Origin of the sequence: Pantoea sp. BS_8 (assembly GCF_041954965.1) — a bacterium.
Taxonomy (GTDB): Bacteria; Pseudomonadota; Gammaproteobacteria; order Enterobacterales; family Enterobacteriaceae; genus Pantoea; species Pantoea stewartii.
This window is the reverse complement of sequence record NZ_JAVAXU010000012.1, coordinates 34,431-54,054: the sequence shown is the minus strand read 5'-3', so window position 1 is coordinate 54,054 and position 19,624 is coordinate 34,431. Positions and strand designations below refer to the sequence as shown.

The 19,624-nt window shown below is 49.9% G+C and carries 23 protein-coding genes; 18 read left to right on the top strand and 5 right to left on the bottom strand.

The window, feature by feature from the left end:
• The first annotated feature begins 173 nt into the window (after positions 1 to 173).
• From coaBC to slmA, 3 genes are all read left to right on the top strand, one after another.
• Complete coding sequence (coaBC, locus tag RAC65_RS18685; RefSeq protein ID WP_058701585.1) at positions 174 to 1,394, top strand: bifunctional phosphopantothenoylcysteine decarboxylase/phosphopantothenate--cysteine ligase CoaBC; 1,221 nt, start codon at positions 174 to 176, stop codon at positions 1,392 to 1,394.
• Positions 1,372 to 1,830, top strand: coding sequence for a dUTP diphosphatase (gene dut, locus RAC65_RS18680; RefSeq protein WP_058701564.1), 459 nt, complete (start codon positions 1,372 to 1,374; stop codon positions 1,828 to 1,830). The genes coaBC and dut overlap by 23 nt, the downstream gene beginning before the upstream one ends.
• A gap of 120 nt (positions 1,831 to 1,950) precedes the next feature.
• A complete protein-coding gene (gene slmA, locus RAC65_RS18675) occupies positions 1,951 to 2,547 on the top strand; it encodes a nucleoid occlusion factor SlmA (RefSeq protein ID WP_006121245.1) in 597 nt (198 codons plus the stop codon).
• A 30-nt stretch (positions 2,548 to 2,577) separates the two neighbouring features.
• Here slmA and pyrE read toward each other — a convergent pair whose 3' ends face one another.
• Positions 2,578 to 3,219, bottom strand: a complete 642-nt coding sequence (gene pyrE / locus RAC65_RS18670; RefSeq protein ID WP_006121244.1) for an orotate phosphoribosyltransferase — start codon at positions 3,217 to 3,219, stop codon at positions 2,578 to 2,580.
• A gap of 49 nt (positions 3,220 to 3,268) precedes the next feature.
• The gene (rph, locus tag RAC65_RS18665) at positions 3,269 to 3,985 is read right to left on the bottom strand and encodes a ribonuclease PH (protein WP_058701563.1); all 717 of its coding nucleotides are present in this window, start codon (positions 3,983 to 3,985) and stop codon (positions 3,269 to 3,271) included.
• A gap of 154 nt (positions 3,986 to 4,139) precedes the next feature.
• Between rph and RAC65_RS18660 the strand changes: the two genes are divergently transcribed.
• Positions 4,140 to 5,324 (top strand): NupC/NupG family nucleoside CNT transporter, encoded by a 1,185-nt coding sequence (locus tag RAC65_RS18660; protein WP_039342462.1) that lies wholly within the window; start codon positions 4,140 to 4,142, stop codon positions 5,322 to 5,324.
• A 34-nt stretch (positions 5,325 to 5,358) separates the two neighbouring features.
• Here RAC65_RS18660 and RAC65_RS18655 read toward each other — a convergent pair whose 3' ends face one another.
• On the bottom strand, positions 5,359 to 5,802 hold the full coding sequence (locus RAC65_RS18655) for a DUF3574 domain-containing protein (protein ID WP_058701562.1): 444 nt from the start codon (positions 5,800 to 5,802) through the stop codon (positions 5,359 to 5,361).
• Between the two features lie 160 nt (positions 5,803 to 5,962).
• Here RAC65_RS18655 and RAC65_RS18650 point away from each other — a divergent pair, with 160 nt between their 5' ends.
• The 4 genes from RAC65_RS18650 (at position 5,963) to RAC65_RS18635 (ending at position 9,509) form a co-directional block, all read left to right on the top strand.
• Positions 5,963 to 6,826: a YicC/YloC family endoribonuclease gene (locus RAC65_RS18650; RefSeq protein ID WP_033738048.1), complete on the top strand. Its 864-nt coding sequence runs from the start codon at positions 5,963 to 5,965 to the stop codon at positions 6,824 to 6,826.
• A gap of 169 nt (positions 6,827 to 6,995) precedes the next feature.
• Positions 6,996 to 8,216 (top strand): tyrosine-type recombinase/integrase, encoded by a 1,221-nt coding sequence (locus RAC65_RS18645; protein WP_375097032.1) that lies wholly within the window; start codon positions 6,996 to 6,998, stop codon positions 8,214 to 8,216.
• Positions 8,216 to 8,926 carry a hypothetical protein gene (locus RAC65_RS18640; RefSeq protein WP_210448617.1) on the top strand — a complete coding sequence of 237 codons (711 nt, stop codon included), beginning with the start codon at positions 8,216 to 8,218 and terminating at the stop codon, positions 8,924 to 8,926. Before RAC65_RS18645 ends, RAC65_RS18640 begins: the two co-directional genes overlap by 1 nt.
• A 376-nt stretch (positions 8,927 to 9,302) precedes the next feature.
• Positions 9,303 to 9,509 carry an AlpA family transcriptional regulator gene (locus RAC65_RS18635; RefSeq protein WP_071988791.1) on the top strand — a complete coding sequence of 69 codons (207 nt, stop codon included), beginning with the start codon at positions 9,303 to 9,305 and terminating at the stop codon, positions 9,507 to 9,509.
• Positions 9,510 to 9,531: 22 nt separating this feature from the next.
• On the opposite strand, the gene RAC65_RS18630 is transcribed toward RAC65_RS18635, so the two are convergent.
• Positions 9,532 to 9,720: a toxin-antitoxin system HicB family antitoxin gene (locus tag RAC65_RS18630; protein ID WP_210448616.1), complete on the bottom strand. Its 189-nt coding sequence runs from the start codon at positions 9,718 to 9,720 to the stop codon at positions 9,532 to 9,534.
• A 238-nt stretch (positions 9,721 to 9,958) separates the two neighbouring features.
• Here RAC65_RS18630 and RAC65_RS18625 point away from each other — a divergent pair, with 238 nt between their 5' ends.
• The 9 genes from RAC65_RS18625 (at position 9,959) to RAC65_RS18585 (ending at position 17,316) form a co-directional block, all read left to right on the top strand.
• Positions 9,959 to 10,315, top strand: coding sequence for a hypothetical protein (locus RAC65_RS18625; RefSeq protein WP_375097031.1), 357 nt, complete (start codon positions 9,959 to 9,961; stop codon positions 10,313 to 10,315).
• 28 nt (positions 10,316 to 10,343) lie between these two features.
• A complete protein-coding gene (locus RAC65_RS18620) occupies positions 10,344 to 10,628 on the top strand; it encodes a hypothetical protein (RefSeq protein ID WP_058701262.1) in 285 nt (94 codons plus the stop codon).
• The gene (locus tag RAC65_RS18615; protein ID WP_013027753.1) at positions 10,625 to 11,002 is read left to right on the top strand and encodes a DUF5375 family protein; all 378 of its coding nucleotides are present in this window, start codon (positions 10,625 to 10,627) and stop codon (positions 11,000 to 11,002) included. The genes RAC65_RS18620 and RAC65_RS18615 overlap by 4 nt, the downstream gene beginning before the upstream one ends.
• A gap of 9 nt (positions 11,003 to 11,011) precedes the next feature.
• Entirely contained in the window at positions 11,012 to 13,684 is a 2,673-nt protein-coding gene (locus RAC65_RS18610; protein ID WP_375097030.1) for a DUF927 domain-containing protein, read from the top strand.
• Positions 13,685 to 14,051: 367 nt separating this feature from the next.
• Positions 14,052 to 14,327: an ogr/Delta-like zinc finger family protein gene (locus RAC65_RS18605; protein ID WP_375097029.1), complete on the top strand. Its 276-nt coding sequence runs from the start codon at positions 14,052 to 14,054 to the stop codon at positions 14,325 to 14,327.
• Positions 14,328 to 14,342: 15 nt separating this feature from the next.
• A complete protein-coding gene (locus tag RAC65_RS18600) occupies positions 14,343 to 15,167 on the top strand; it encodes a hypothetical protein (protein ID WP_375097028.1) in 825 nt (274 codons plus the stop codon).
• Positions 15,168 to 15,231: 64 nt separating this feature from the next.
• Entirely contained in the window at positions 15,232 to 15,375 is a 144-nt protein-coding gene (locus RAC65_RS18595) for a hypothetical protein (protein ID WP_375097027.1), read from the top strand.
• 190 nt (positions 15,376 to 15,565) lie between these two features.
• Entirely contained in the window at positions 15,566 to 17,149 is a 1,584-nt protein-coding gene (locus tag RAC65_RS18590) for an anti-phage dCTP deaminase (protein WP_375097026.1), read from the top strand.
• A complete protein-coding gene (locus RAC65_RS18585; RefSeq protein WP_375097025.1) occupies positions 17,146 to 17,316 on the top strand; it encodes a hypothetical protein in 171 nt (56 codons plus the stop codon). The genes RAC65_RS18590 and RAC65_RS18585 overlap by 4 nt, the downstream gene beginning before the upstream one ends.
• Positions 17,317 to 17,357: 41 nt before the next feature.
• Here RAC65_RS18585 and RAC65_RS18580 read toward each other — a convergent pair whose 3' ends face one another.
• A complete protein-coding gene (locus RAC65_RS18580; protein ID WP_375097024.1) occupies positions 17,358 to 18,296 on the bottom strand; it encodes a hypothetical protein in 939 nt (312 codons plus the stop codon).
• Positions 18,297 to 19,031: 735 nt separating this feature from the next.
• Between RAC65_RS18580 and RAC65_RS18575 the strand changes: the two genes are divergently transcribed.
• Entirely contained in the window at positions 19,032 to 19,307 is a 276-nt protein-coding gene (locus RAC65_RS18575; RefSeq protein ID WP_033738047.1) for a hypothetical protein, read from the top strand.
• Positions 19,308 to 19,624: the final 317 nt, after the last annotated feature.

Sequence of the window (19,624 nt, the reverse complement as noted above, 5' to 3'; positions counted from 1 at the left end):
TCCCTGTCGCCCCCTGTATCATCGCGTGCGAACCTATCCGCCACCAGCGCGTGATTGTGATTCTCCGGCATGTCTCGCAAACGCAGCCATTGAAAAGGTGCATGCCACGTTTTGTGATAAAATTCGGCCATTACACCGTCCCTGCGACGGCAATCGAAAATGAGGTCAACAGCATGATGGGATTAGCCGGTAAAAAAGTTCTTCTGGGCGTCAGTGGTGGAATTGCTGCCTATAAAACCCCCGAGCTGGTCCGTCGTCTGCGCGATCGCGGTGCCGATGTCCGCGTGATGATGACTGAGGGCGCAAAGGCTTTTATCACACCACTCAGCCTGCAGGCCGTCTCCGGTTATCCTGTTTTTGATGATCTGCTTGACCCGGCAGCCGAGGCCGCAATGGGACACATTGAGCTGGCCAAATGGGCTGACCTGATCGTGCTGGCCCCGGCCACGGCCGACCTGATTGCGCGCATTACGGCAGGGATGGCCAATGATTTAGTCACCACTGCCGTGCTGGCAACAGCAGCGCCTGTCGCGATTGTGCCGGCGATGAATCAGCAGATGTATCGCGCTGCCGTAACGCAGGAAAACCTGGTCAGGCTTCAGGCGCGCGGCCTGTTAATTTGGGGGCCAGACAGCGGCAGCCAGGCCTGCGGGGATATTGGCCCCGGTCGCATGCTTGACCCTTTAGCTATCGTTGACCACGCCGTACAGTGGGCCGCGCCCGTCAACGACCTGCAACATCTCAATATTATGATTACCGCGGGTCCCACCCGGGAAGCGATCGACCCCGTGCGTTATATCAGCAACCACAGTTCGGGAAAAATGGGGTTTGCGATTGCGGCGGCGGCGGCAAAGCGCGGCGCCCGCGTTACGCTGGTAAGCGGTCCGGTTGCCCTGCCAACGCCCGCCGGCGTTAAACGAGTGGATGTGACCTCGGCCCTGGAAATGCAGGCGGCGGTAATGGGGGAGATAAACGCACAACATATTTTCATTGCAAGCGCAGCCGTGGCAGACTACCGGGCAATTGAGATCGCGGATGAAAAAATAAAGAAACAGGATGACGATGAGAAAGTCAGCCTGCAGCTCATTAAAAATCCCGATATTGTCGCGGGGGTGGCGGCCTTAACGCAGAGCCGGCCATTTGTGGTTGGATTTGCGGCTGAAACCCAGAATGTGGAAGAATACGCCCGAAAAAAACGCGCGCGTAAAAACCTGGACCTGATTTGTGCTAACGATGTGTCAAAAGCAGGCCACGGGTTCAATAGCGACACCAATGCTCTTCACCTTTTTTGGCAGGAAGGAGAAAAAACCTTACCGCTCAGCGATAAGTCACTCCTTGGTCAACTTTTAATAGACGAGATTGTCAGCCGTTATGATGAAAAAAATAGACGTTAAAATTCTTGATGCGCGCGTCGGCAAAGCGTTTCCCTTGCCGACCTATGCGACACCGGGTTCCGCTGGGTTAGACCTTCGTGCCTGTATTGATGATGTGATGGAAATCGCACCCGGCACAACCACATTAATTCCTACCGGTCTGGCTATTCACATCGCCGATCCGAACCTTGCCGCCGTGATTCTTCCGCGCTCTGGCCTGGGCCACAAACATGGTATTGTCCTGGGTAATCTGGTTGGTCTGATTGATGCCGACTATCAGGGACAACTTATGGTATCGGTATGGAATCGCGGGCAGGAAAGCTTTACGCTTCAGCCGGGCGACCGCATGGCCCAGATGGTTTTTGTCCCTGTCGTCCAGGCCGAATTCAATCTGGTAGACGAGTTTGACGCCAGCTTGCGCGGTGAAGGTGGCTTCGGTCACTCAGGCCGTCAGTAACCAGCACGACCGATTTTCACTTACGCCAATCTTATTATTTCTCATCGCCCCAAGGCTTTCTCTTGTGGCAGATGCGTAGGTGTTGCCTGTATATGGTGAAATTCAGGGGTTTTTAAGGGCATGGCAGAGAAAAAAGTCGTAAAGCGGAATCGCCGCGAGGAGATTTTGCAGGCGCTGGCGCAGATGCTTGAGTCAAGTGATGGCAGCCAACGCATTACTACTGCAAAACTGGCGGCTAACGTCGGTGTATCGGAGGCGGCGCTTTATCGTCACTTTCCCAGTAAAACGCGGATGTTTGACAGCCTGATCGAATTTATTGAAGACAGTCTGATTACCCGCATCAATCTGATCCTGAAAGATGAAAAAGAAACAATGGCGCGCCTGCGTCTTATTGTGCAACTGATTCTGGGATTTGGTGAGCGTAATCCGGGGCTGACGCGGATTTTGACAGGTCACGCGTTAATGTTTGAACAGGACCGTCTGCAGGGGCGCATTAATCAGCTGTTTGAGCGCATTGAAGTGCAGCTACGCCAGGTGATGCGCGAACGCAAAATGCGCGAAGGTGAAGGCTTTCAAACGGATGAAACCTTACTGGCCAGCCAGCTGCTGGCCCTGTGTGAAGGGCTGTTATCGCGGTACGTCCGTTCCGAGTTCCGGTTTAGCCCAACGGCCGACTTTGACACCCGCTGGCCGCTGATTGCGGCACAACTGGTGTAATACAAAGGCGGGCGCAATGCCCGCCAGTTATCAGACGCCGTACGCCTTTTGGTACGCCCGAACCTGCGCTAAATGATCGGCCATGTGCGTTTTTTCAGCCAGGTAATCAATCAGGTCGTTAAGCGTAATTATCGCGGTAACTTTGCAGGAATAATCCCGTTCCACTTCCTGAATAGCGGAGAGTTCACCCCGGCCGCGTTCCTGACGGTCCAGTGAAATCAGCACGCCCGCCAGGCTGGCATCATGTGCATTGATAATATCCATGGATTCGCGAATCGCCGTGCCGGCCGTGATGACATCATCGACCAGCATCACTTTACCCTGCAGCGGGCTTCCCACCAGCAAACCGCCCTCACCATGATCTTTCGCTTCTTTACGATTGAAGCAGTAAGGTACGTCACGATCGTGATGATCGGCTAACGCAACGGCTGTGGTGGTGGCGATAGGGATGCCTTTGTAGGCCGGACCAAATAACAAATCAAAATCGATTCCGCTGTCGACTAACGCCTGCGCATAAAACCGTCCCAGCAGCGCTAAATCCCGGCCCGTGTTAAATAAACCGGCATTAAAAAAATAGGGGCTTTTACGACCCGACTTTAATGTGAACTCACCAAATTTGAGCACCTGCTTATTCAGTGCAAATTCAATAAACTGCCGCTGCCAGGCTTTCATGTCTTACTCCTCAGATAAAAAAAAGGCGACTCTGTGGTCGCCTGTTACCTTAACTTTCCAGCGCCGCTTTCTGCGCCTGAATCAATTCTTCAATACCGCCACGCGCTAACGCCAGTAATGCCAGCAGTTCTTCGTGGCTAAAGGGTTCACCTTCAGCGGTGCCCTGCACCTCAATCATGCGGCCATCTTCCATCATGACGACATTCATATCCGTTTCAGCGGCAGAGTCCTCAACGTATTCAAGGTCACACAACGCTTCACCATTGACAATCCCCACTGACACGGCGGCAACCATGCCTTTCATCGGATTCGCTTTCAGCTTACCACTCGCGACCAGGGAATTAAGCGCATCTGCCAGGGCTACACAGGCGCCAGTAATGGAAGCCGTACGTGTACCGCCATCGGCCTGAATGACGTCACAATCGAGCGTAATCGTGTATTCACCGAGCATGGTGAGATCGACCGCAGCACGCAGTGAACGGGCGATCAGGCGCTGAATTTCAAGCGTGCGACCACCCTGTTTGCCTTTCGCGGCTTCACGTGCCATACGGCTGTGAGTGGAACGCGGCAACATGCCATATTCGGCAGTGACCCAGCCCTGGCCCTGCCCTTTGAGAAAGCGCGGAACTCCTTCATCCACCGTTGCAGTGCAGAGCACTTTGGTTTCACCGAATTCCACCAGAACGGAGCCCTCTGCGTGTTTAGTGTAATTGCGGGTCAATGTGACTGGACGCACCTGATGTGCGCTACGGCCTGCTGGACGCATGGTTATCTCCGGCTTGCTAATGATTGGCTGCGTATTATACGGACTTCCTGGCCTGCTGTCTCTTGCAGTGGTCAGTGCAGCCTGGGATGAAATTCATGCCGGAGTATGGCTAAATGCCTTACCTTTTCCTGCATATCCGCTAACTGACTAAACTATGACCGCTCTTCTTCATTTCCTTCTGGCGCTGGTGGTAATTTTTGCCCTTGCGCTACTGGTCAGTCATGACCGAAAACGCATTCGCCTGCGCTTTATCATTCAACTGATTGTTGTAGAAGCCGCACTGGGCTGGTTCTTTCTTCACTCAGCCAGTGGACTGGCGCTGGTAGGCACGGTGGGGCATTTCTTTGAAACGCTGCTGCGTTTTGCTGCACAGGGCACGGAATTTGTGTTTGGTGGCATGAGTCAGCAGGGACTGGCCTTTATCTTCCTTGGCGTGCTCTGCCCTATTATTTTTATTTCCGCACTGATTGGTATTTTGCAACACTGGCGCATTCTGCCGTTACTGATTCGGGTTGTTGGCACGCTGTTATCAAAAGTTAACGGCATGGGAAAACTGGAGTCCTTTAATGCGGTAAGCACGCTGGTACTGGGCCAGTCAGAGAACTTCATTGCCTATAAAGGTATTTTGGCCGATATCCCACCACGCCGACTTTACACAATGGCGGCCACCGCGATGTCTACCGTTTCGCTGTCGATTGTTGGTGCGTATATGTCGATGATCGAGGCCAAATATGTCGTTGCGGCTCTCCTGCTTAACATGTTCAGCACGTTTATCATCCTGTCGATTATTAACCCCGGCAAAGGCAGCAATGAGCAGGCTATTCCGCTGGATAAATTACACGAAGATCAGAGTTTCTTTGAAATGCTGGGGGAATACATCCTCGCTGGTTTCAAAGTCGCGATGATTATTCTGGCCATGCTGATTGGTTTTATTGCCTTAATCGCGGCCATCAACGCCCTGTTTGCCACCCTGTTTGGGTACAGTTTCCAGCAGCTTCTTGGCTATGTTTTTTATCCTTTTGCCTGGCTGATTGGCATTCCCGCTACCGATGCATTACAGGCTGGCAGTATTATGGCCACGAAGCTGGTGGCGAATGAATTCGTCGCCATGATTGAACTGAAAAAGATAGCGGCAGGCATGACGCCACGCGGATTGGGCATCCTGTCTGTTTTCCTGGTTTCCTTCGCGAACTTTGCTTCTATTGGAATTGTTGCGGGCGCGATAAAAGGCCTGAACGAACAACAAGGCAATGTCGTCTCAAGGTTTGGCTGGAAACTGGTCTATGGTTCCACCCTGGTCAGCCTGCTTTCCGCTGCATTTGCCGGACTGTTTATCTGATGGACTCAACGGCGGCACTGGCCGCCGTTTGTCCCTAAAAACTAATGCAGGCTGGCGTATCCACGCGCATAACCGATTCCTGACCAAACTGTTTTTTATAGCGAGCACGCAGCGCTTCGACACGACTGTTGCTGTCGCTGTCGAACTGATAGATAAGCACTAACGCCTTGCTTTTCTCACGTGCTAACTGACCGTTTTCGCCCAGCCATTGGCCCTGCGCATCATAAACAGACAAGCCAGACCTGAAGCGCGGTGTTACCTCTTTATCGACAAAATTCATCCAGTCCAGTGCGCTCACATTGCCGCCCTGCGGCTTACTGAGACCAAACCACAATGTGGTTTGCATCATGACCTCACCGCCGGCGCACACCGGAACGGGTCGGGTAGAAGGCGGATATGATGGTGATGATGGAGACGGCGCCTGACAGCCCACAAGCAGCAGGCTGAGTATGAGTGGAAGAGACGATACGCGCGACATAAAAAGAGGGCCTCAACGAGTAAACCAGTAATTAGCATAAGTGGCTGTTGAGAAAAGCGGAAACATTTTGTTATCGCATCCTGTACACGCTTACACCTGTTCTGGTCAGCCTTGCCTCGTTATACTGGCCTCAACCTTATTTAAAAAAAGAGTAACGCTTATGATCCGCAGTATGACCGCCTATGCCCGCCGTGAAATTAAGGGCGACTGGGGCAGCGCCGCCTGGGAGTTGCGTTCTGTCAATCAACGTTATCTTGAAACCTATATTCGTCTGCCTGAACAGTTTCGCGGACTGGAACCGATGATCAGGGAGCGCATTCGCCAGCGACTGACGCGTGGAAAAATCGAATGTAATCTGCGCTTCGAGGCCGATCCTGGCGCGCAGGGCGAACTGATGCTCAATGAGTCACTGGCCAAACAACTGGTTCAGGCGGCTAACTGGGTCAAACTGCAGACCGATGAGGGCGTTATCAATCCGCTGGATATTCTGCGCTGGCCGGGCGTCATGGCAGCACCTGAACAGGATTTGGATGCAATTAATACTCAGCTGATTCAGGCGCTGGATGGCGCGCTGGATGATTTCATCGCCGCACGTGAAAGCGAAGGCAGCGCTCTGAAGGCACTGATCGAGCAGCGGCTGGAAGCGGTAACGCATGAGGTCAGCAAAGTCCGCGCTCAACTGCCCGATGTGATTAAGTGGCAGCGGGAGCGCCTGATCGCCAAACTGGAAGATGCTGAGGTGCAGCTTGAAAATAATCGCCTTGAGCAGGAATTGGTGATGATGGCACAACGTGTCGATGTCGCAGAAGAGCTGGATCGTCTGGATGCGCACGTTAAAGAGACCTATAACATTCTGAAGAAAAAAGAGGCGGTAGGCCGTCGTCTTGACTTTATGATGCAGGAGTTCAACCGCGAGTCAAACACACTGGCTTCAAAATCCATTAATGCAGAAATTACGAATTCAGCGATTGAGCTAAAAGTGTTGATTGAACAGATGCGAGAGCAGATTCAGAATATTGAGTAATTTCTCAATAACTATCATATAACTTCATAAAACCAGTAAAACCCGTAACTTACGGGTTTTACTTTCTCATAAAGAATCATCCCCTCTCGCAAAATCTCTATCATTTACTGTACCATCTAGTGTACCAACCACACTTCAAGCCGTTATTGTTTTGGTACAAGTAGGAAGAATGGGAAAGCTATCAGATATTCAAATAAAAACTTGGCTCAGGTCTCAGGAACGATTTGAAGGACGCTCTGACGGAAACGGATTGTACCTTTGCTACCGCAAAGAGTTCTCAATACCCAAATGGCGCTTTCGCTACAGCTATGGAGGCAAAGCCCGTGCGATGTGGATCGGTTCGTACGGGGATCTGTCCTTAGCAAAAGCGCGCGAACGGGCCAGAGAGCTATCGGCAAGAGTAGCTTTAGGCTATGACGTCGCCGGAGAGAAACAGGAGCGTAAAGCCTCTACACTTGCCAAAATCGAGAAAGAAAAGAACGCTCGTCGTGTTTCTGACCTTGCGCTTGAGTACTACGAGAAACAAATTGTTGGACGCTGGAAACACCCCGATATTCTTCGTAGGCGCATTGAAAAAGATATCAAACCTCACTTAGGCAACTTAAAGGTTGAAGACGTTAAGCCTGGTGATATTGATAGAATGTTGCAGAGCATTGTTCAACGCGGCGCGCCAACTATCGCTAATGATGTGTTACGTTGGATAAAGCGCATATTTAACTATGGTATAAAACGTCATTATTTGAGTGTTAACCCAGCGGCATCTTTTGATAATAATGATGCAGGTGGCCAGGAGAAATCCAGAGATCGCTTTCTTTCAAAAGAGGAAATTAAGCTACTTTTTCGCGCGATGAAAATAGCTAAAGGATTTAGCCGTCAGAATGAAATCACTTTTAAATTACTTTTAATACTTTGTTGCAGAAAGATGGAGTTATGTGCCGCGCGGTGGGAGGATTTCGATTTAGACGCTTGTATTTGGCACCTGAAGAACACAAAGAATGGAGATAATTTAGACATTCCACTTTCATCATTAGCAATTAAATGGTTACAAGAATTAAAAGACCTATCTCTAAATAGTGATTGGGTGCTTCCTGCAAGAAAAATACAAGATCGAATGATACCCCACATTGCAGAAAGCACGCTACCTGTAGCTCTTGCCAAACTCAAACCCCACATGGGAAATATAGAAAATTTCACAATCCATGACTTTCGTCGCACAGCTAGAACATATCTGGCTTCATTAGGGGTTGATCCCGTGGTTGCTGAGAGGTGCTTAAATCATCGCATTAAAGGTGTTGAAGGAATCTATAACCGACATCATTATTTCGATGAAAGAAAAATTGCTATGCAAAAGCTATCTGACTTTTTTGCTAAGATTGAGGAGGAATCATAATGGAATTTAGTTTTTCAAAAGGAAGTGCCATTGAGAGGTTGGCCTACTATCCTCAAATTGAAATAAAAGAATTAGCAAGAGCATTGGCTAGTGTTGACCCGCATATCCGTAATGATGAACTTCCAGAAGATAAAATTGGTATTATAAGCGCCTACTCCGATTATTTAGTTAGAATACATAGATACTTATTCAGCTTCCTAAAATCACAAGGAAAAACAAAAGAGTTGGATGTTTTTTACCCAAAACTCATTGCAACCAACTGCCCTATTGAATCAGGAATTCTTTTCGCATCATGCTTTAAACTTATTGAGGAAGGGATAACACCTAAAATCATCATAGAAAAATGCATTGAATCTTTAGTTAGCATTTATAAAAAGCATGGTGAGTCAATTATTTTTCAGTGCGCAGGTACAGAGGGAGTTCTGGTTGCTAAAGATAAATCTCAAGACAGACGTGGTTTTCATAAAAAAGATGAGGAAAGCGCTTCTTTACATAAAATAATTGGACTTCTTGCTATTAACTTAGCACTCGAAAAATCTTCAAGCGGCTCTACAAAATGGATTAACAATTCTGGCACACCAACAATTGATCCTCTTTTTAAACTTCTGACTGCTTATGCCGATGCTAAAGGCATCAATAAAAAGGGATTAGGTAAATCTTCATTTTATGAAAAATTAAAAATTTCACTTTCATCTGTACATGATGAGTGAAATTACAACTTTGATAACGCCAAATGTTGGTAAACAGCATGAACTAAGAAGTCGCGCAGTTTGCCTTCAATTGCCATTGATTACCATTTAGTTGCCTATAGTTGCCAATGATTGCCAAACAAAAATTCCCCTCGAAAATAAGCAGGAATTTAAAACTGCATAAAATCGGATAAAAACATATAAAATCATAAGCTTATGATAAAAACTAACTCATTGATTCTATTGAGTTAATAAAATATTGCGATTCTTTGGAATAGCGTTTTTTTGATGGAATTACTTTCATTACGTTGGAATTCCATTTTTAGTGGAATACATCATCTCATCTCCTTTAATCTCAGTACATGTCATTTTTAATCAACGAGATAGGAGATCCCTCATGAACCAAACACCTTATGGAAAAATCCCAGAAAACGGATTTATTAGGCAAAAACAACTTATGCCGTGTTTGCCTTTTTCTTCTGCGACGCTTTGGAGGCGTATTGCTGCCGGAGAATTCCCTAAACCTATAAAAATTTCTGCGCGTATTACCGCCTGGAGAGTGGAGGAAGTAAAAGAATGGATCTGCAAACAATGCGCCCACTAACCAATACGCAGATCGCCATCCTTCAACCTTTTGGCTCAACTCCACGTCGTTTGAGCTCATTTCTTGCAAGTTCTTTAAACCAGTTTGCAAGGGTAGTTTGGTCTTTAGCGGCTTCCTGGTCTAGTTGTTCTCGAAGTTCTGGATTGATGCGGATTTGGAAGGTTGGTGACTTTCCGCCTGTTTTCGGAGTGCGATCTTTAACCCTTGACATTGTACGTACCTTCTATTTTAATGATTGGCATAAGGTACGTACCTTATACAAACAGATGACCGAAAACAAGCGGCTATGCGAGGTACTCGCAATACCTCACAAAGCCTGACCATAATTAAACCAGAGGGTCTTTATATGGCTGCATCAAAGTCTACTTGGATATTTTGCGCAAGCAACAGTCAGACCGCAGAACACATTCAACTTTTCAACACTCCCCGTCGCTGCAACGGAGGTCGTTATGCCTGATTATCCTCAGCATGGCGAACGCTGGCAGCATTCGCAGGGCTGGACGGTAACGGTGATGCGTCTTTCTGCTGCGCCCTTCTCCGTTGCGTGTGCTAACCCTGAGTTCGGTCACGAGGTGCTCTACCGTTATGACAGTGACGGGCAGGCCACCTCGGCCCCGCTGACGTGGTTTCTGGAGAGCTACACCTTTAAAGCGGCATCGCCGCGCACTGATATGTCTGCTGACGGCGACCGTGACGGGTTCAGCCCGCTTGACCTGCCTCCCTCGGTAACCTTCAGCCGCTGGCGGGAGCCGGTGATGCGCCAGCCCGCTGAGCCGGACGACGACCACTACTCAAACTATCTCTGACACGCAGCCAGCTTTAACGGAGTAAACCATGAATATTTCACACGGGCACAACGGTGCTCAGGGCATCCCCTTGCCTGAATCCGGCGTTTTCAGCGCCTTTGAATACGGCCTTCCTGCCGACGCCTTCGAGAAGCTCAACCGGGCCATGCACGCCTGCGACCTGCTCCAGCTGCTGCTGTCAGAGCATCCCGGCGATGCGGGTTCGGTGGCGGGCCACACCGTTCCCGGCATGGCGGCGGTGATGGAGTACCTGCGCGCCGACCTGACCGACGTCACCCGCTGCTGCGCGCTCATCGGGGAGGCTCACGCATGAAAAAGCCACAGGTTTCCGTTTTTCCGGCGGAGCTGACGACCGCCCTTTACCGCCGCGCCATAGCCTCCGCCTGGCGGGCAAAGCATCTGGCCGACACCGGCAGCGAAATGCGCGGCCCGCACCGCATGACGGTGGAGCGCATCGAGATGGCCATCGCCCTGCATCTGGAGGGCACGATGGTGAACGAGTACGGCGAGGCTCAGGGCGCGGCGGCGGCGCTGGCGCTGCTCACCGATATGGTGGAGCCGACGCTCCTGACCGCTCCGCCCGTGCTGACGGCGCGCGGGTGTGAGGTGATGGCCGGGCTGTACGCCACGCTTCCGGCGGCGTTTGAATCCTTCTGCGACACCGGCGCGTCGCTGTACCGGCATTAAGGGGGAGTTATGACAGTACAGTCAGTATCACACATCACGACGGCTGCGCGCGGCCGCTGGCCGGTGATTTTTCAGCAGCTCGGCATCAGCGTGCCGGACGGCGGCAGGCACGGCCCCTGCCCGGCGTGCGGCGGTAAAGACCGCTTCCGAATGGATGACCTTGAGGGGCGCGGGACGTGGATTTGCAGCCAGTGCGGCCGGGGTGACGGGCTTGACCTGGTGAAGCGGGTCAAAGACAAAGGCGTTAAGGCGGCCGCGCAGGCGGTGGCAGAGCTGCTGGATTTGCGCGAGGTGCAGAGCGTGCCGGTTAAGCCTGCCAGAGAAAAAGCCCCGAAACGCGACATAGCTCCGGTCGTTGACGCGCTGGTGAAGGCCGGTCGCAGCGGCGAAAGCGCCTATCTTGCAGGCAAAGGCTTTGCCGGTTATCCGGCCTGCCTCACCGGCAGCGCACAGCGCATCAGCGGCACGGCCTTCCCGGCGGATTCCCTGCTGCTGCCGCTGACCACAATGGAGGGCGCGGTGACCGGCGCGCAGCTGATTGCCCCCACGGGGGAGAAAAGCCTGCTGCCGGGCAGCGTCATGAAGGGCGCATTCGTGGCGCTCAGCCCCCTGCCGTCAGAACCGCCGGTGCAGGCGGTCATCACGGAGGGCTACGCCACGGCGCTGACGGTGAGCCAGCTGACCACCGGTTGCGTGGTGGCGGCCATCTCGGCGGGCAACCTGCCGAACGTGGCGCAGGCGCTGCGGGCGCGCTGGCCGGAGGTGAAAATCGTCATCGCCGGTGACAACGACTTTCAGGACGGCGGCGAAAACCCCGGTAAGGCGTTCGCGGAAAAGGCGGCCAGAGCGGTCGGCGGCTGGGTGAGCCTGCCGCCGGGCGAGATAAAGGCCGACTGGAACGACTTTCACCGCGAGCACGGCGTGACCCGCGCCCGTGAAGCCTTCCGTAACGGTCTGGTGCTGTGCGGTGAGGGCCGCACGCAGCTGCCACACGGGTTCCGGCTGACGCAGGAGTATCTCTGGTACGAAAAGCAGGTGCAGCGCAACGGCGAAACCGAAATCCAGAACGTGAAAATCTGCAACCCGCTGCGCGTCACGGCCATCACCTGCGACGCCGACGGCGGCAACTTCGGCCGCCTGCTGGAGTGGGAGGACACCTGGGGCGAGCGCAGGCGCTGGGCGATGCCGATGGAGATGCTGAGCGGCAGCGGTGAGGAGCTGCGCCGGGTGCTGCTGGTGAACGGCCTGTCGTACATCAGCACCACCGGCGAGGCCCGCGCGCGCCTGATGGAGTACATCTCGCTGTGCAAGCCGGAGCGCCGCGTGACCTGCGTGAGCCGCACCGGCTGGCACGGGCAGGTTTACGTCCTCCAGGACGAGGTGAGCGGCGACGGCGCGGACGGCGTCATTCTCCAGACCACCTCCGTGCAGGGCCGCGACTTTCGCGTGTCCGGCACCGTGGAGGAGTGGCGCGAGCACGTGGCGCGCTTCTGCACCGGCAATTCCCGCGTGGCGTTTGCCGTCAGCCTGGCCTTTGCCGCCCCGCTGCTGCGGCTGGTCGGGATGGACGGCGGCGGCTATCACCTCAAAGGCGAATCCACGGACGGCAAGACCACCACCATGAAGGCGGCCACCTCAGTGTGCGGCGGGCCGGACTACTGGCAGACGTGGCGCGCCACCGGCAACGCGCTGGAGGGCTGCGCCAGCCGCCGCAACGACGCCGCCATGATGCTCGACGAAATTCGCGAGGTGGACGGCCGCGAGGCGGGCAACATCGCCTACATGCTGGCAAACGGCCAGGGCAAGGGCCGCGCCGGAACGGACGGGGAGCTGCGCACCCGGAAACAGTGGAGGCTGTTGTTTTTCTCCACCGGGGAGCTGTCGCTGACCGAGCACGCCGCAAAGGCGGGTGAGCGAACGTTTGCCGGGATGGAGGTGAGGATGATCCAGATACCCAGCGACTCCGGGAAGTTTGGCGTGTTTGAGGAGCTGCACGGCTTCGACAGCGGAAAGGCGCTGGCCGAACATCTGGAGTGGGCAACCTCCAGCTACTACGGCGCGCCGTTCCGCGAGTGGCTCAGGGCGCTGACCGCTGACCTCAGCGGGCTGACGGCGCAGGCAAAGGCGCTGATGAAGGAGTACACCGCCGCCCTGACGCCGCAGGATGCGGGCAATCAGGTGGGCCGCGCGGTCAACCGCTTTGCCCTGGTGGCGATGGCGGGCGAGCTGGCAACCCGGCTCGGCATCACCGGCTGGCAGGAGGGGGAAGCGCTGCGCGCAACCCGCGTGTGCCTGAATGCCTGGCTGAAAGACCGCGGCCACACGGCCAACCAGGAAGACATCGCGGCGCTGGAGCAGGTGCGCAGCTTCTTCACGGCCAACCAGTACAGCCGCTTTGCCGACTGGAACGACGAGCGCAACCGCCCCGGCAACATGGTGGGCTGGCGCAGGGTGGAAAAAGGCAACACCGCGCAGGGCACCGAGGCGGCCACGACGTTTTACGTCATGCCGTCCGGGTGGAAGGAAATCTGCAGGGGGTTTGACCCGCGCAAGGTGGCGCGTCTCTGCGCCGACCGGGGCTACCTGATGGCCTCCGCCGACGGCAAGCTGCAGACCAGCATCCGCCCGCCAGAGATGAACGTGCGCAGGCTGTACGTCTTCAACAGCGAGGTGCCGGGCTGATGCAGATGCCTTTGCGTGAGTCTTATTTTTAAAGGGTAACAGGTGTAACGGGTGTAACAGCCGCATGCAGTAAGGCGTCAGCCTGTTACACCTCTTTCTCATATGAGGTGTAACAGGTGTAACGCACCCGCCCGCGCTGTTACACCGTGTTACCCGTCGTGTTACACCGGAAGAACAAGAAAAAGTGCTTTTAATTCATCGCTGTAACACCTGTTACCCGTGTTACACCGCAAACAGAAGGTAAGTCAGCCAGCCGCCCTTTTCTGGCAGGCGTTTGTGTCAGGCACGGCACACGGCCCGCACATGGCTCACCTGTGCCAGCCCCGGCACAATTGACTTACTGAAAACGACCACACAGGAAAAAGAAATGGCCCTGAAATGTCCCGAATGCGGCCAGGTGGCCCACACCCGCACCAGCGCCTACGAGGCCCCGTCCGTCAAGCGCACCTGGTATCAGTGCCAGAACCTCGACTGCTCCTGCACGTTCACCGCGCTGGAGAGCGTCGAGAAAATCATCATGAAGCCCCACAGGCCCGTGGCGGCAGAGCCGGAGCCGGAAAATGATGCGCCTGTGCGCCAGCCGCAGACGCTGGGCCGCTACGGCTCGGCCTGCACCCGTAAAGACCGCCACGCACAGCCCTGACAGAGAGGAAAAGACATGACACAGAAGCAGATGACCGACGAAGAGATTAAGGCAACCGGCCAGTACGTGGGCCAGCTTGTGGCACGGAGTCAGAAGCCGCTTAAGGATGCGGGCTGGCTCATGAAGCTGCCCGAAGCTGAGTTAGCAGAACAGAGCGCCGCGCTGGCGAAAAGTCTTCCGGCTGGCTGGCTGCCCCGCATTCAGGAACTCCAGAAAAAAATGATGGAATGGCTGAAGGCCAAAAAGGCCGAAGCCGCCGCCAGGGAGAGCGTTGAGGCGCTGCGCCAGAGCCAGGCACAGACGGAGCAGGCAGGCCAGGACAACCGGGCGCGCTTTCGTGAGCTGCTGGAGCAGAACGGCGGCACCGTCACGCCGGAGATGAAGGCGCTGCGTGCGGAGTATCTGGAGCAGCAGGAAACGGCGACCGAGCTGGCCGGACTGATTACCCAGAGGGAAAAGCAGCTGCCGGGGCTGGCCGACGTGACCGGGCAAAAGGCTCACGCTTACATCACCTGCCATGAACGCATTATGGACGAGCGCATTGATGCGCTCATTGACGAATTCTTTATCTTCCACGCCATTGAGCTGACCAGCCTGCTGAGAATGAAGTACAGCCAGTTTAAGCGCGATGGCTCACCCCATGCGCCGGGTGTGCTTGAAGGGGCAAACGACGCAGACACGCTCTACCGTGGATATATTATGAATCTGATGCTGAGCTGGACGAATACAAAGCTGCCGCTGATGTTCCGTGATGATGTTATCAGCCTTGCCGGTCCCTACCCCTTCAGGGGTGCCGGAACTGACCGGCGTAAGCGTAAACGGTTCCCCGGCCAGAAATAACACCCCACAGCCCGGCACCTGCCGGGTTTTTTACGTCTGCTGTGCGGGTGCATGTCTATGCTGCATGAAAACGCATGAGTCTCAGGCACCCAAAAGCGGCAGCAAAGGCCAGCAGCGGCGCGGCCCGGAGCCACTCATGCAGGTGCATGAAAACCGCTACATGAAGTGCGCAGGCGTGGCGGGGCTACGAGCGCGCGCAGAGGTATAAACTTTAGAAGGTCAACCAATCACTAGAGGTTAGCTCATAAAACCACTTTCTCTAAAATCCACATGTAACGTTAAAAAAATAAAAGAATAATCCTAATGAGCGCTGATAAGCATCTTCACACCAAAAAGTTTGTTTTTTGTACATTAATGGTATATAGCATTAATAGATACTAATTGGCGAGGGAATGGCAATGGACATCAAAAGCTTATCGTTCTTAGGGCGAGAAAATGAAGATACCTCTACAAGAATAACTGATCCAGACATCGAAAATTCATCTGAACTAGTTATTGGTTTAGTAGGAGCAGTTGGAACCAATCTTGATTTATTGAAGATATCAATTACAGAAATGCTTAAAGCTTACAGCTACGAAGTCAAGGTTATAAGAATATCCACAGACTTCATTAGCCAATTTTGCAAAATTCCAGATACTGATGATAATTATAAGAAAGCAAACGCATTAATGACCGCAGGCAATGTATTGCGTCAAAAAACTCAAAACAACGCAATTCTTTCCATGGCAGTATCAGCAGAGATTAGTAGTACGCGAGCAAAAGATGTGAATAAAACACCTACACCTAACCCTCGCACAGCCTATATAATACACTCATTGAAACACCCAGATGAGGTAAATCTTCTACGCGAGGTGTACACGAATGGTTTTTACTTAATTGGTGTATATGCCAATGAGGAACGTAGAATAAAATATTTAGTTGACCATCGTTACATGGCAGATGATGAGGCTAGAAAGTTAATATCTCGCGACGCCGATGAAGATGAAAAATGGGGTCAACACACCCGCGATACATATGAGCTATCAGATTTTTTTGTAAACTTTGATAATAATTATGATAGAACAACCAATCACTTATGGCGATTTTTTGATCTTATATTTGGGAAACCGAATATAAGCCCCACATTTGATGAATATGCTATGTCTATGGCTTACTCAGCCTCGTTGAGATCCTCAGACCTATCGCGACAAGTAGGTGCCGTATTAACAAAAAATAAAATGATCCTGACAACTGGCGCGAATGACATTCCCTCTTTTGGTGGAGGATTATACTGGCCCGTAGAAATAAATGATAATATAGAGGATGTGATTGGTGGGAAAGACTATACTTTAGGATATGATTCAAATGCTCGAGAAAAACAAAATATAATAGAAGATGTCTTGAGTAAAACCAAGGACAACATAAATGAATGTGATAATCAAGACATAATAAATCAACAGGAAAAGATTTTAGAAATAGTCACTAAATCTTTAAAGAAAAGTAAAATAAAAGACATAACAGAATATGGTAGAGTGGTCCATGCTGAAATGGAAGCCATATTATCATGTGCAAGAAGTGAGATTAACACCAGCAGGTCGAGTATCTATTGTACAACATTCCCTTGTCACAATTGCGCTAAGCATATTGTGGCAAGCGGCATTGAAAGGGTAATTTATATCGAACCCTATCCTAAAAGTAAAGCGTTTGATTTTCACAAAGACTCAATTACTTCTTCAGAAAAAAAAGAAAACAAAAAGAACAAGGTAATATTTGAGCCTTTCGTGGGGGTAGGCCCTAGGTGTTTTATGAATTTATTTTCGATGACACTTGGAATAGGTTATAAAATTAAAAGAAAAGATTCTGAAGGAAATGTAGTGAAATGGGAAAGAAGAAATGGTAGACTCCGAATTCAGATGCTACCATCTTCTTATATTGACAAAGAGTTGAAAACTGCAGATACATTAAATCGTATGATGTCTCAGTTTGGAGGACTAAAAATATGAGTCAAAACAACACTACTGGATTACTCAAATATTTAAACGAAGCTAGCCAGATAGTTTCAGGATGGCCTGAGTGGAAAAAAAACGGTTCTGATGCCGCACGTTTACATATTGATGATAAAACCCCTAACCATAAACATGGTATCGTTATAGCAAGAAAAAGAAAATGAGTTAATGAAGGAAAGCTTCTTAAATAAGCTTTCCTTATATATTAGAATGGAGCAGATATATTTACATCTATATAATCTAAATTACTAACTTTAAAGTTAGCATAGTATTTTCCATGCTTTTTAGACTGAACCACTTGAGGTTTTCCATAAATAAAAACATACGCCTTTGGTCTTGGCAAACCTACGATTTTCCTTATCCTGCTAATTACTAAGTTTTTTATCTCATATTTTTCAATAAGGTCATCATAAATAAAAAAAGAAGTGATCAAATCTTCTCCATTGTCATTTTTTAAAGAGTTTATAAACTTAACTCTATAGCCAAGTTCATATTTATCTATGTATGCCCAGCCATGATAAACCAACTCATATGAAGGAAGAGAGGGTATTTTCTGCTTAGCTATTAGCTTTAAAAAACTTTTAAAAGAAACATCCTTTCCTTTTATATTTATAAATCTATGATCAATGGTCCCATCCTTAGAATATCTAATGTATCTACTAACAATCATTCGTACAGAGTAGATATTCCCAATGAATCCAGTTTTCCTTAATTCAGCAGACTTAACAACTTTTCTTGCTCTTACTCGTTTTTGTTTTTCAGCAAGATTTACACTTTTATTTTTAGTATCCAAGTCATAATAAGATTCAGGCCTTGCTAATATAAACTTATCTACTGTTGCTGAACTGATAGGATTTCTTTCTTTTTTCTGAGTAGCTAAAGGTTCTTGTATAAATGAAACGTTTTTTTGATTAAAAATCTCACAATCTTGGCTATGTGCACCATAAATTCTAAAGTGAGGTACCACCTTCATATTTTGCGACTCAACGTATAAATTTGCACACGTAACTTGAGCTAAACAGTCGGTACCGGGGCAAACAAAAGCTTTATTATCCCTAATAACACCTGACCAATACAAATCATAGGCTTTATCAGGATCTATAAAATCCTCAACTTCAATTGAATAGGCTATGTCTAAAGGCATCCGTCCCTCCAGAAGAGATAACTAATATTTTTAATTTTTTGGTGTACGTAAATCATACTATCAATTAGATGAGTTTAACAATCTTCATAATGCAAGATCACACAAATTTAAATTGAGGAGGAGTTAACAAAATGTACCAAATTCTGTACCAAAAAAAGAAACAAACTAAAAAAAACATAAAAATCAAACAAATATAAAAATAACACCACTCAGATTCAGAATATTGAGTAATCAGGCTATCTGTCGTCATTTGGCAACCTTACCAGAAAAAGTCCGCGTAGATGCGGACTTCTTTTATTTTTTTAGCCATTAAACAGGTACATAACAATAATCGCTTGATTCGGTTAACGTTGTCAGTCTTTATTGAAATTAGCCCGTTTTATAAGGATGAAAACATTGCCAGTCAGATGATGTCAGGCATTTTTTAACAAAACTACCGAGGCGTTGATTTTTCTATAGCTGGTTTAAATATTTCACTTTGAAAAAAATAGCAGGCTATATATCTACCCGTTTTCCCCCTCTCCGTCACAGCCTGCTCAGGCAAATAAAAGGCCCAGTCCGTTAAAAAAATAACCGTGCCACTATTTCAGGCGATGCGTGGACGTCTTTCTCAAATCGCGGCGCGATCACAATTGTGAATAAAATAACAACAGAAAGGAAACAAATACACCTATTCGACTAAAGTTTTAATAAGGATTGCCGTTATTTAAGTAACCCCCACCTGAGATCGCCATTATGAAAAAATCAGCCGTTTTACTCGCATTACTCATGCTATCACCCCTTTCATTTGCCACAAGTGGACAAATTAACTTCAGGGGCGCTATTGTCGAAAGTCCTTGCGACACGCTGATTGCGCCCAACCAGATACAGCAAAGCTGCACACGAGGAGGAAAGACCGTTATTAATAAGGTCAGTCTGAACAATGCCCAGCAACCCATGCCTTATAAACTTGGCACGGTGCAGGTCAGGCAAACTGGTAACGTTAAAATGATGACGGTCAGCTACAATTAACGCTGCTTTATCGTTATTTTAATGGGTACGGCTTATCGGCTAAACCCGCCTCTGGATAAGGTCAAATAACATGATTAGGACAGGATGCCTCTCATAAGGTGAGATGACTGGCGCAGAAGCGATTGTCATCTCCGTTATTTTACCTTTTACCAATGACAGCCAAATTCCTGTTCAATTTTTCAACTTTCGCCCCAATGGAATGTAAGTTTTTCGAAAAGAGTACATTTTTTTATTGCAGAACCGTCCTAATTTTTATTGCTCTCTTTGCATCGCCTGTTAAAAGCATAAAAATACAATCTATTGTTTTATAGATAATT

What these genes read in the sequence shown, in the direction of transcription:
- coaBC (WP_058701585.1), top strand. Translation starts at nt 174, where the DNA reads ATGATGGGATTAGCCGGTAAAAAAGTTCTTCTGGGCGTCAGTGGTGGA.
- RAC65_RS18585 (WP_375097025.1), top strand. Translation starts at nt 17,146, where the DNA reads ATGAGTCAAAACAACACTACTGGATTACTCAAATATTTAAACGAAGCT.
- RAC65_RS18645 (WP_375097032.1), top strand. Translation starts at nt 6,996, where the DNA reads ATGGGAAAGCTATCAGATATTCAAATAAAAACTTGGCTCAGGTCTCAG.
- rph (WP_058701563.1), bottom strand. Translation starts at nt 3,985, where the DNA reads ATGCGTCCAGCAGGCCGTAGCGCACATCAGGTGCGTCCAGTCACATTG.
- RAC65_RS18620 (WP_058701262.1), top strand. Translation starts at nt 10,344, where the DNA reads ATGAATATTTCACACGGGCACAACGGTGCTCAGGGCATCCCCTTGCCT.
- RAC65_RS18605 (WP_375097029.1), top strand. Translation starts at nt 14,052, where the DNA reads ATGGCCCTGAAATGTCCCGAATGCGGCCAGGTGGCCCACACCCGCACC.
- RAC65_RS18640 (WP_210448617.1), top strand. Translation starts at nt 8,216, where the DNA reads ATGGAATTTAGTTTTTCAAAAGGAAGTGCCATTGAGAGGTTGGCCTAC.
- RAC65_RS18625 (WP_375097031.1), top strand. Translation starts at nt 9,959, where the DNA reads ATGCCTGATTATCCTCAGCATGGCGAACGCTGGCAGCATTCGCAGGGC.
- RAC65_RS18655 (WP_058701562.1), bottom strand. Translation starts at nt 5,802, where the DNA reads ATGTCGCGCGTATCGTCTCTTCCACTCATACTCAGCCTGCTGCTTGTG.
- pyrE (WP_006121244.1), bottom strand. Translation starts at nt 3,219, where the DNA reads ATGAAAGCCTGGCAGCGGCAGTTTATTGAATTTGCACTGAATAAGCAG.
- slmA (WP_006121245.1), top strand. Translation starts at nt 1,951, where the DNA reads ATGGCAGAGAAAAAAGTCGTAAAGCGGAATCGCCGCGAGGAGATTTTG.
- RAC65_RS18595 (WP_375097027.1), top strand. Translation starts at nt 15,232, where the DNA reads ATGAAAACGCATGAGTCTCAGGCACCCAAAAGCGGCAGCAAAGGCCAG.
- RAC65_RS18580 (WP_375097024.1), bottom strand. Translation starts at nt 18,296, where the DNA reads ATGCCTTTAGACATAGCCTATTCAATTGAAGTTGAGGATTTTATAGAT.
- RAC65_RS18630 (WP_210448616.1), bottom strand. Translation starts at nt 9,720, where the DNA reads ATGTCAAGGGTTAAAGATCGCACTCCGAAAACAGGCGGAAAGTCACCA.
- RAC65_RS18635 (WP_071988791.1), top strand. Translation starts at nt 9,303, where the DNA reads ATGAACCAAACACCTTATGGAAAAATCCCAGAAAACGGATTTATTAGG.
- dut (WP_058701564.1), top strand. Translation starts at nt 1,372, where the DNA reads ATGATGAAAAAAATAGACGTTAAAATTCTTGATGCGCGCGTCGGCAAA.
- RAC65_RS18615 (WP_013027753.1), top strand. Translation starts at nt 10,625, where the DNA reads ATGAAAAAGCCACAGGTTTCCGTTTTTCCGGCGGAGCTGACGACCGCC.
- RAC65_RS18660 (WP_039342462.1), top strand. Translation starts at nt 4,140, where the DNA reads ATGACCGCTCTTCTTCATTTCCTTCTGGCGCTGGTGGTAATTTTTGCC.
- RAC65_RS18650 (WP_033738048.1), top strand. Translation starts at nt 5,963, where the DNA reads ATGATCCGCAGTATGACCGCCTATGCCCGCCGTGAAATTAAGGGCGAC.
- RAC65_RS18575 (WP_033738047.1), top strand. Translation starts at nt 19,032, where the DNA reads ATGAAAAAATCAGCCGTTTTACTCGCATTACTCATGCTATCACCCCTT.
- RAC65_RS18590 (WP_375097026.1), top strand. Translation starts at nt 15,566, where the DNA reads ATGGACATCAAAAGCTTATCGTTCTTAGGGCGAGAAAATGAAGATACC.
- RAC65_RS18610 (WP_375097030.1), top strand. Translation starts at nt 11,012, where the DNA reads ATGACAGTACAGTCAGTATCACACATCACGACGGCTGCGCGCGGCCGC.
- RAC65_RS18600 (WP_375097028.1), top strand. Translation starts at nt 14,343, where the DNA reads ATGACACAGAAGCAGATGACCGACGAAGAGATTAAGGCAACCGGCCAG.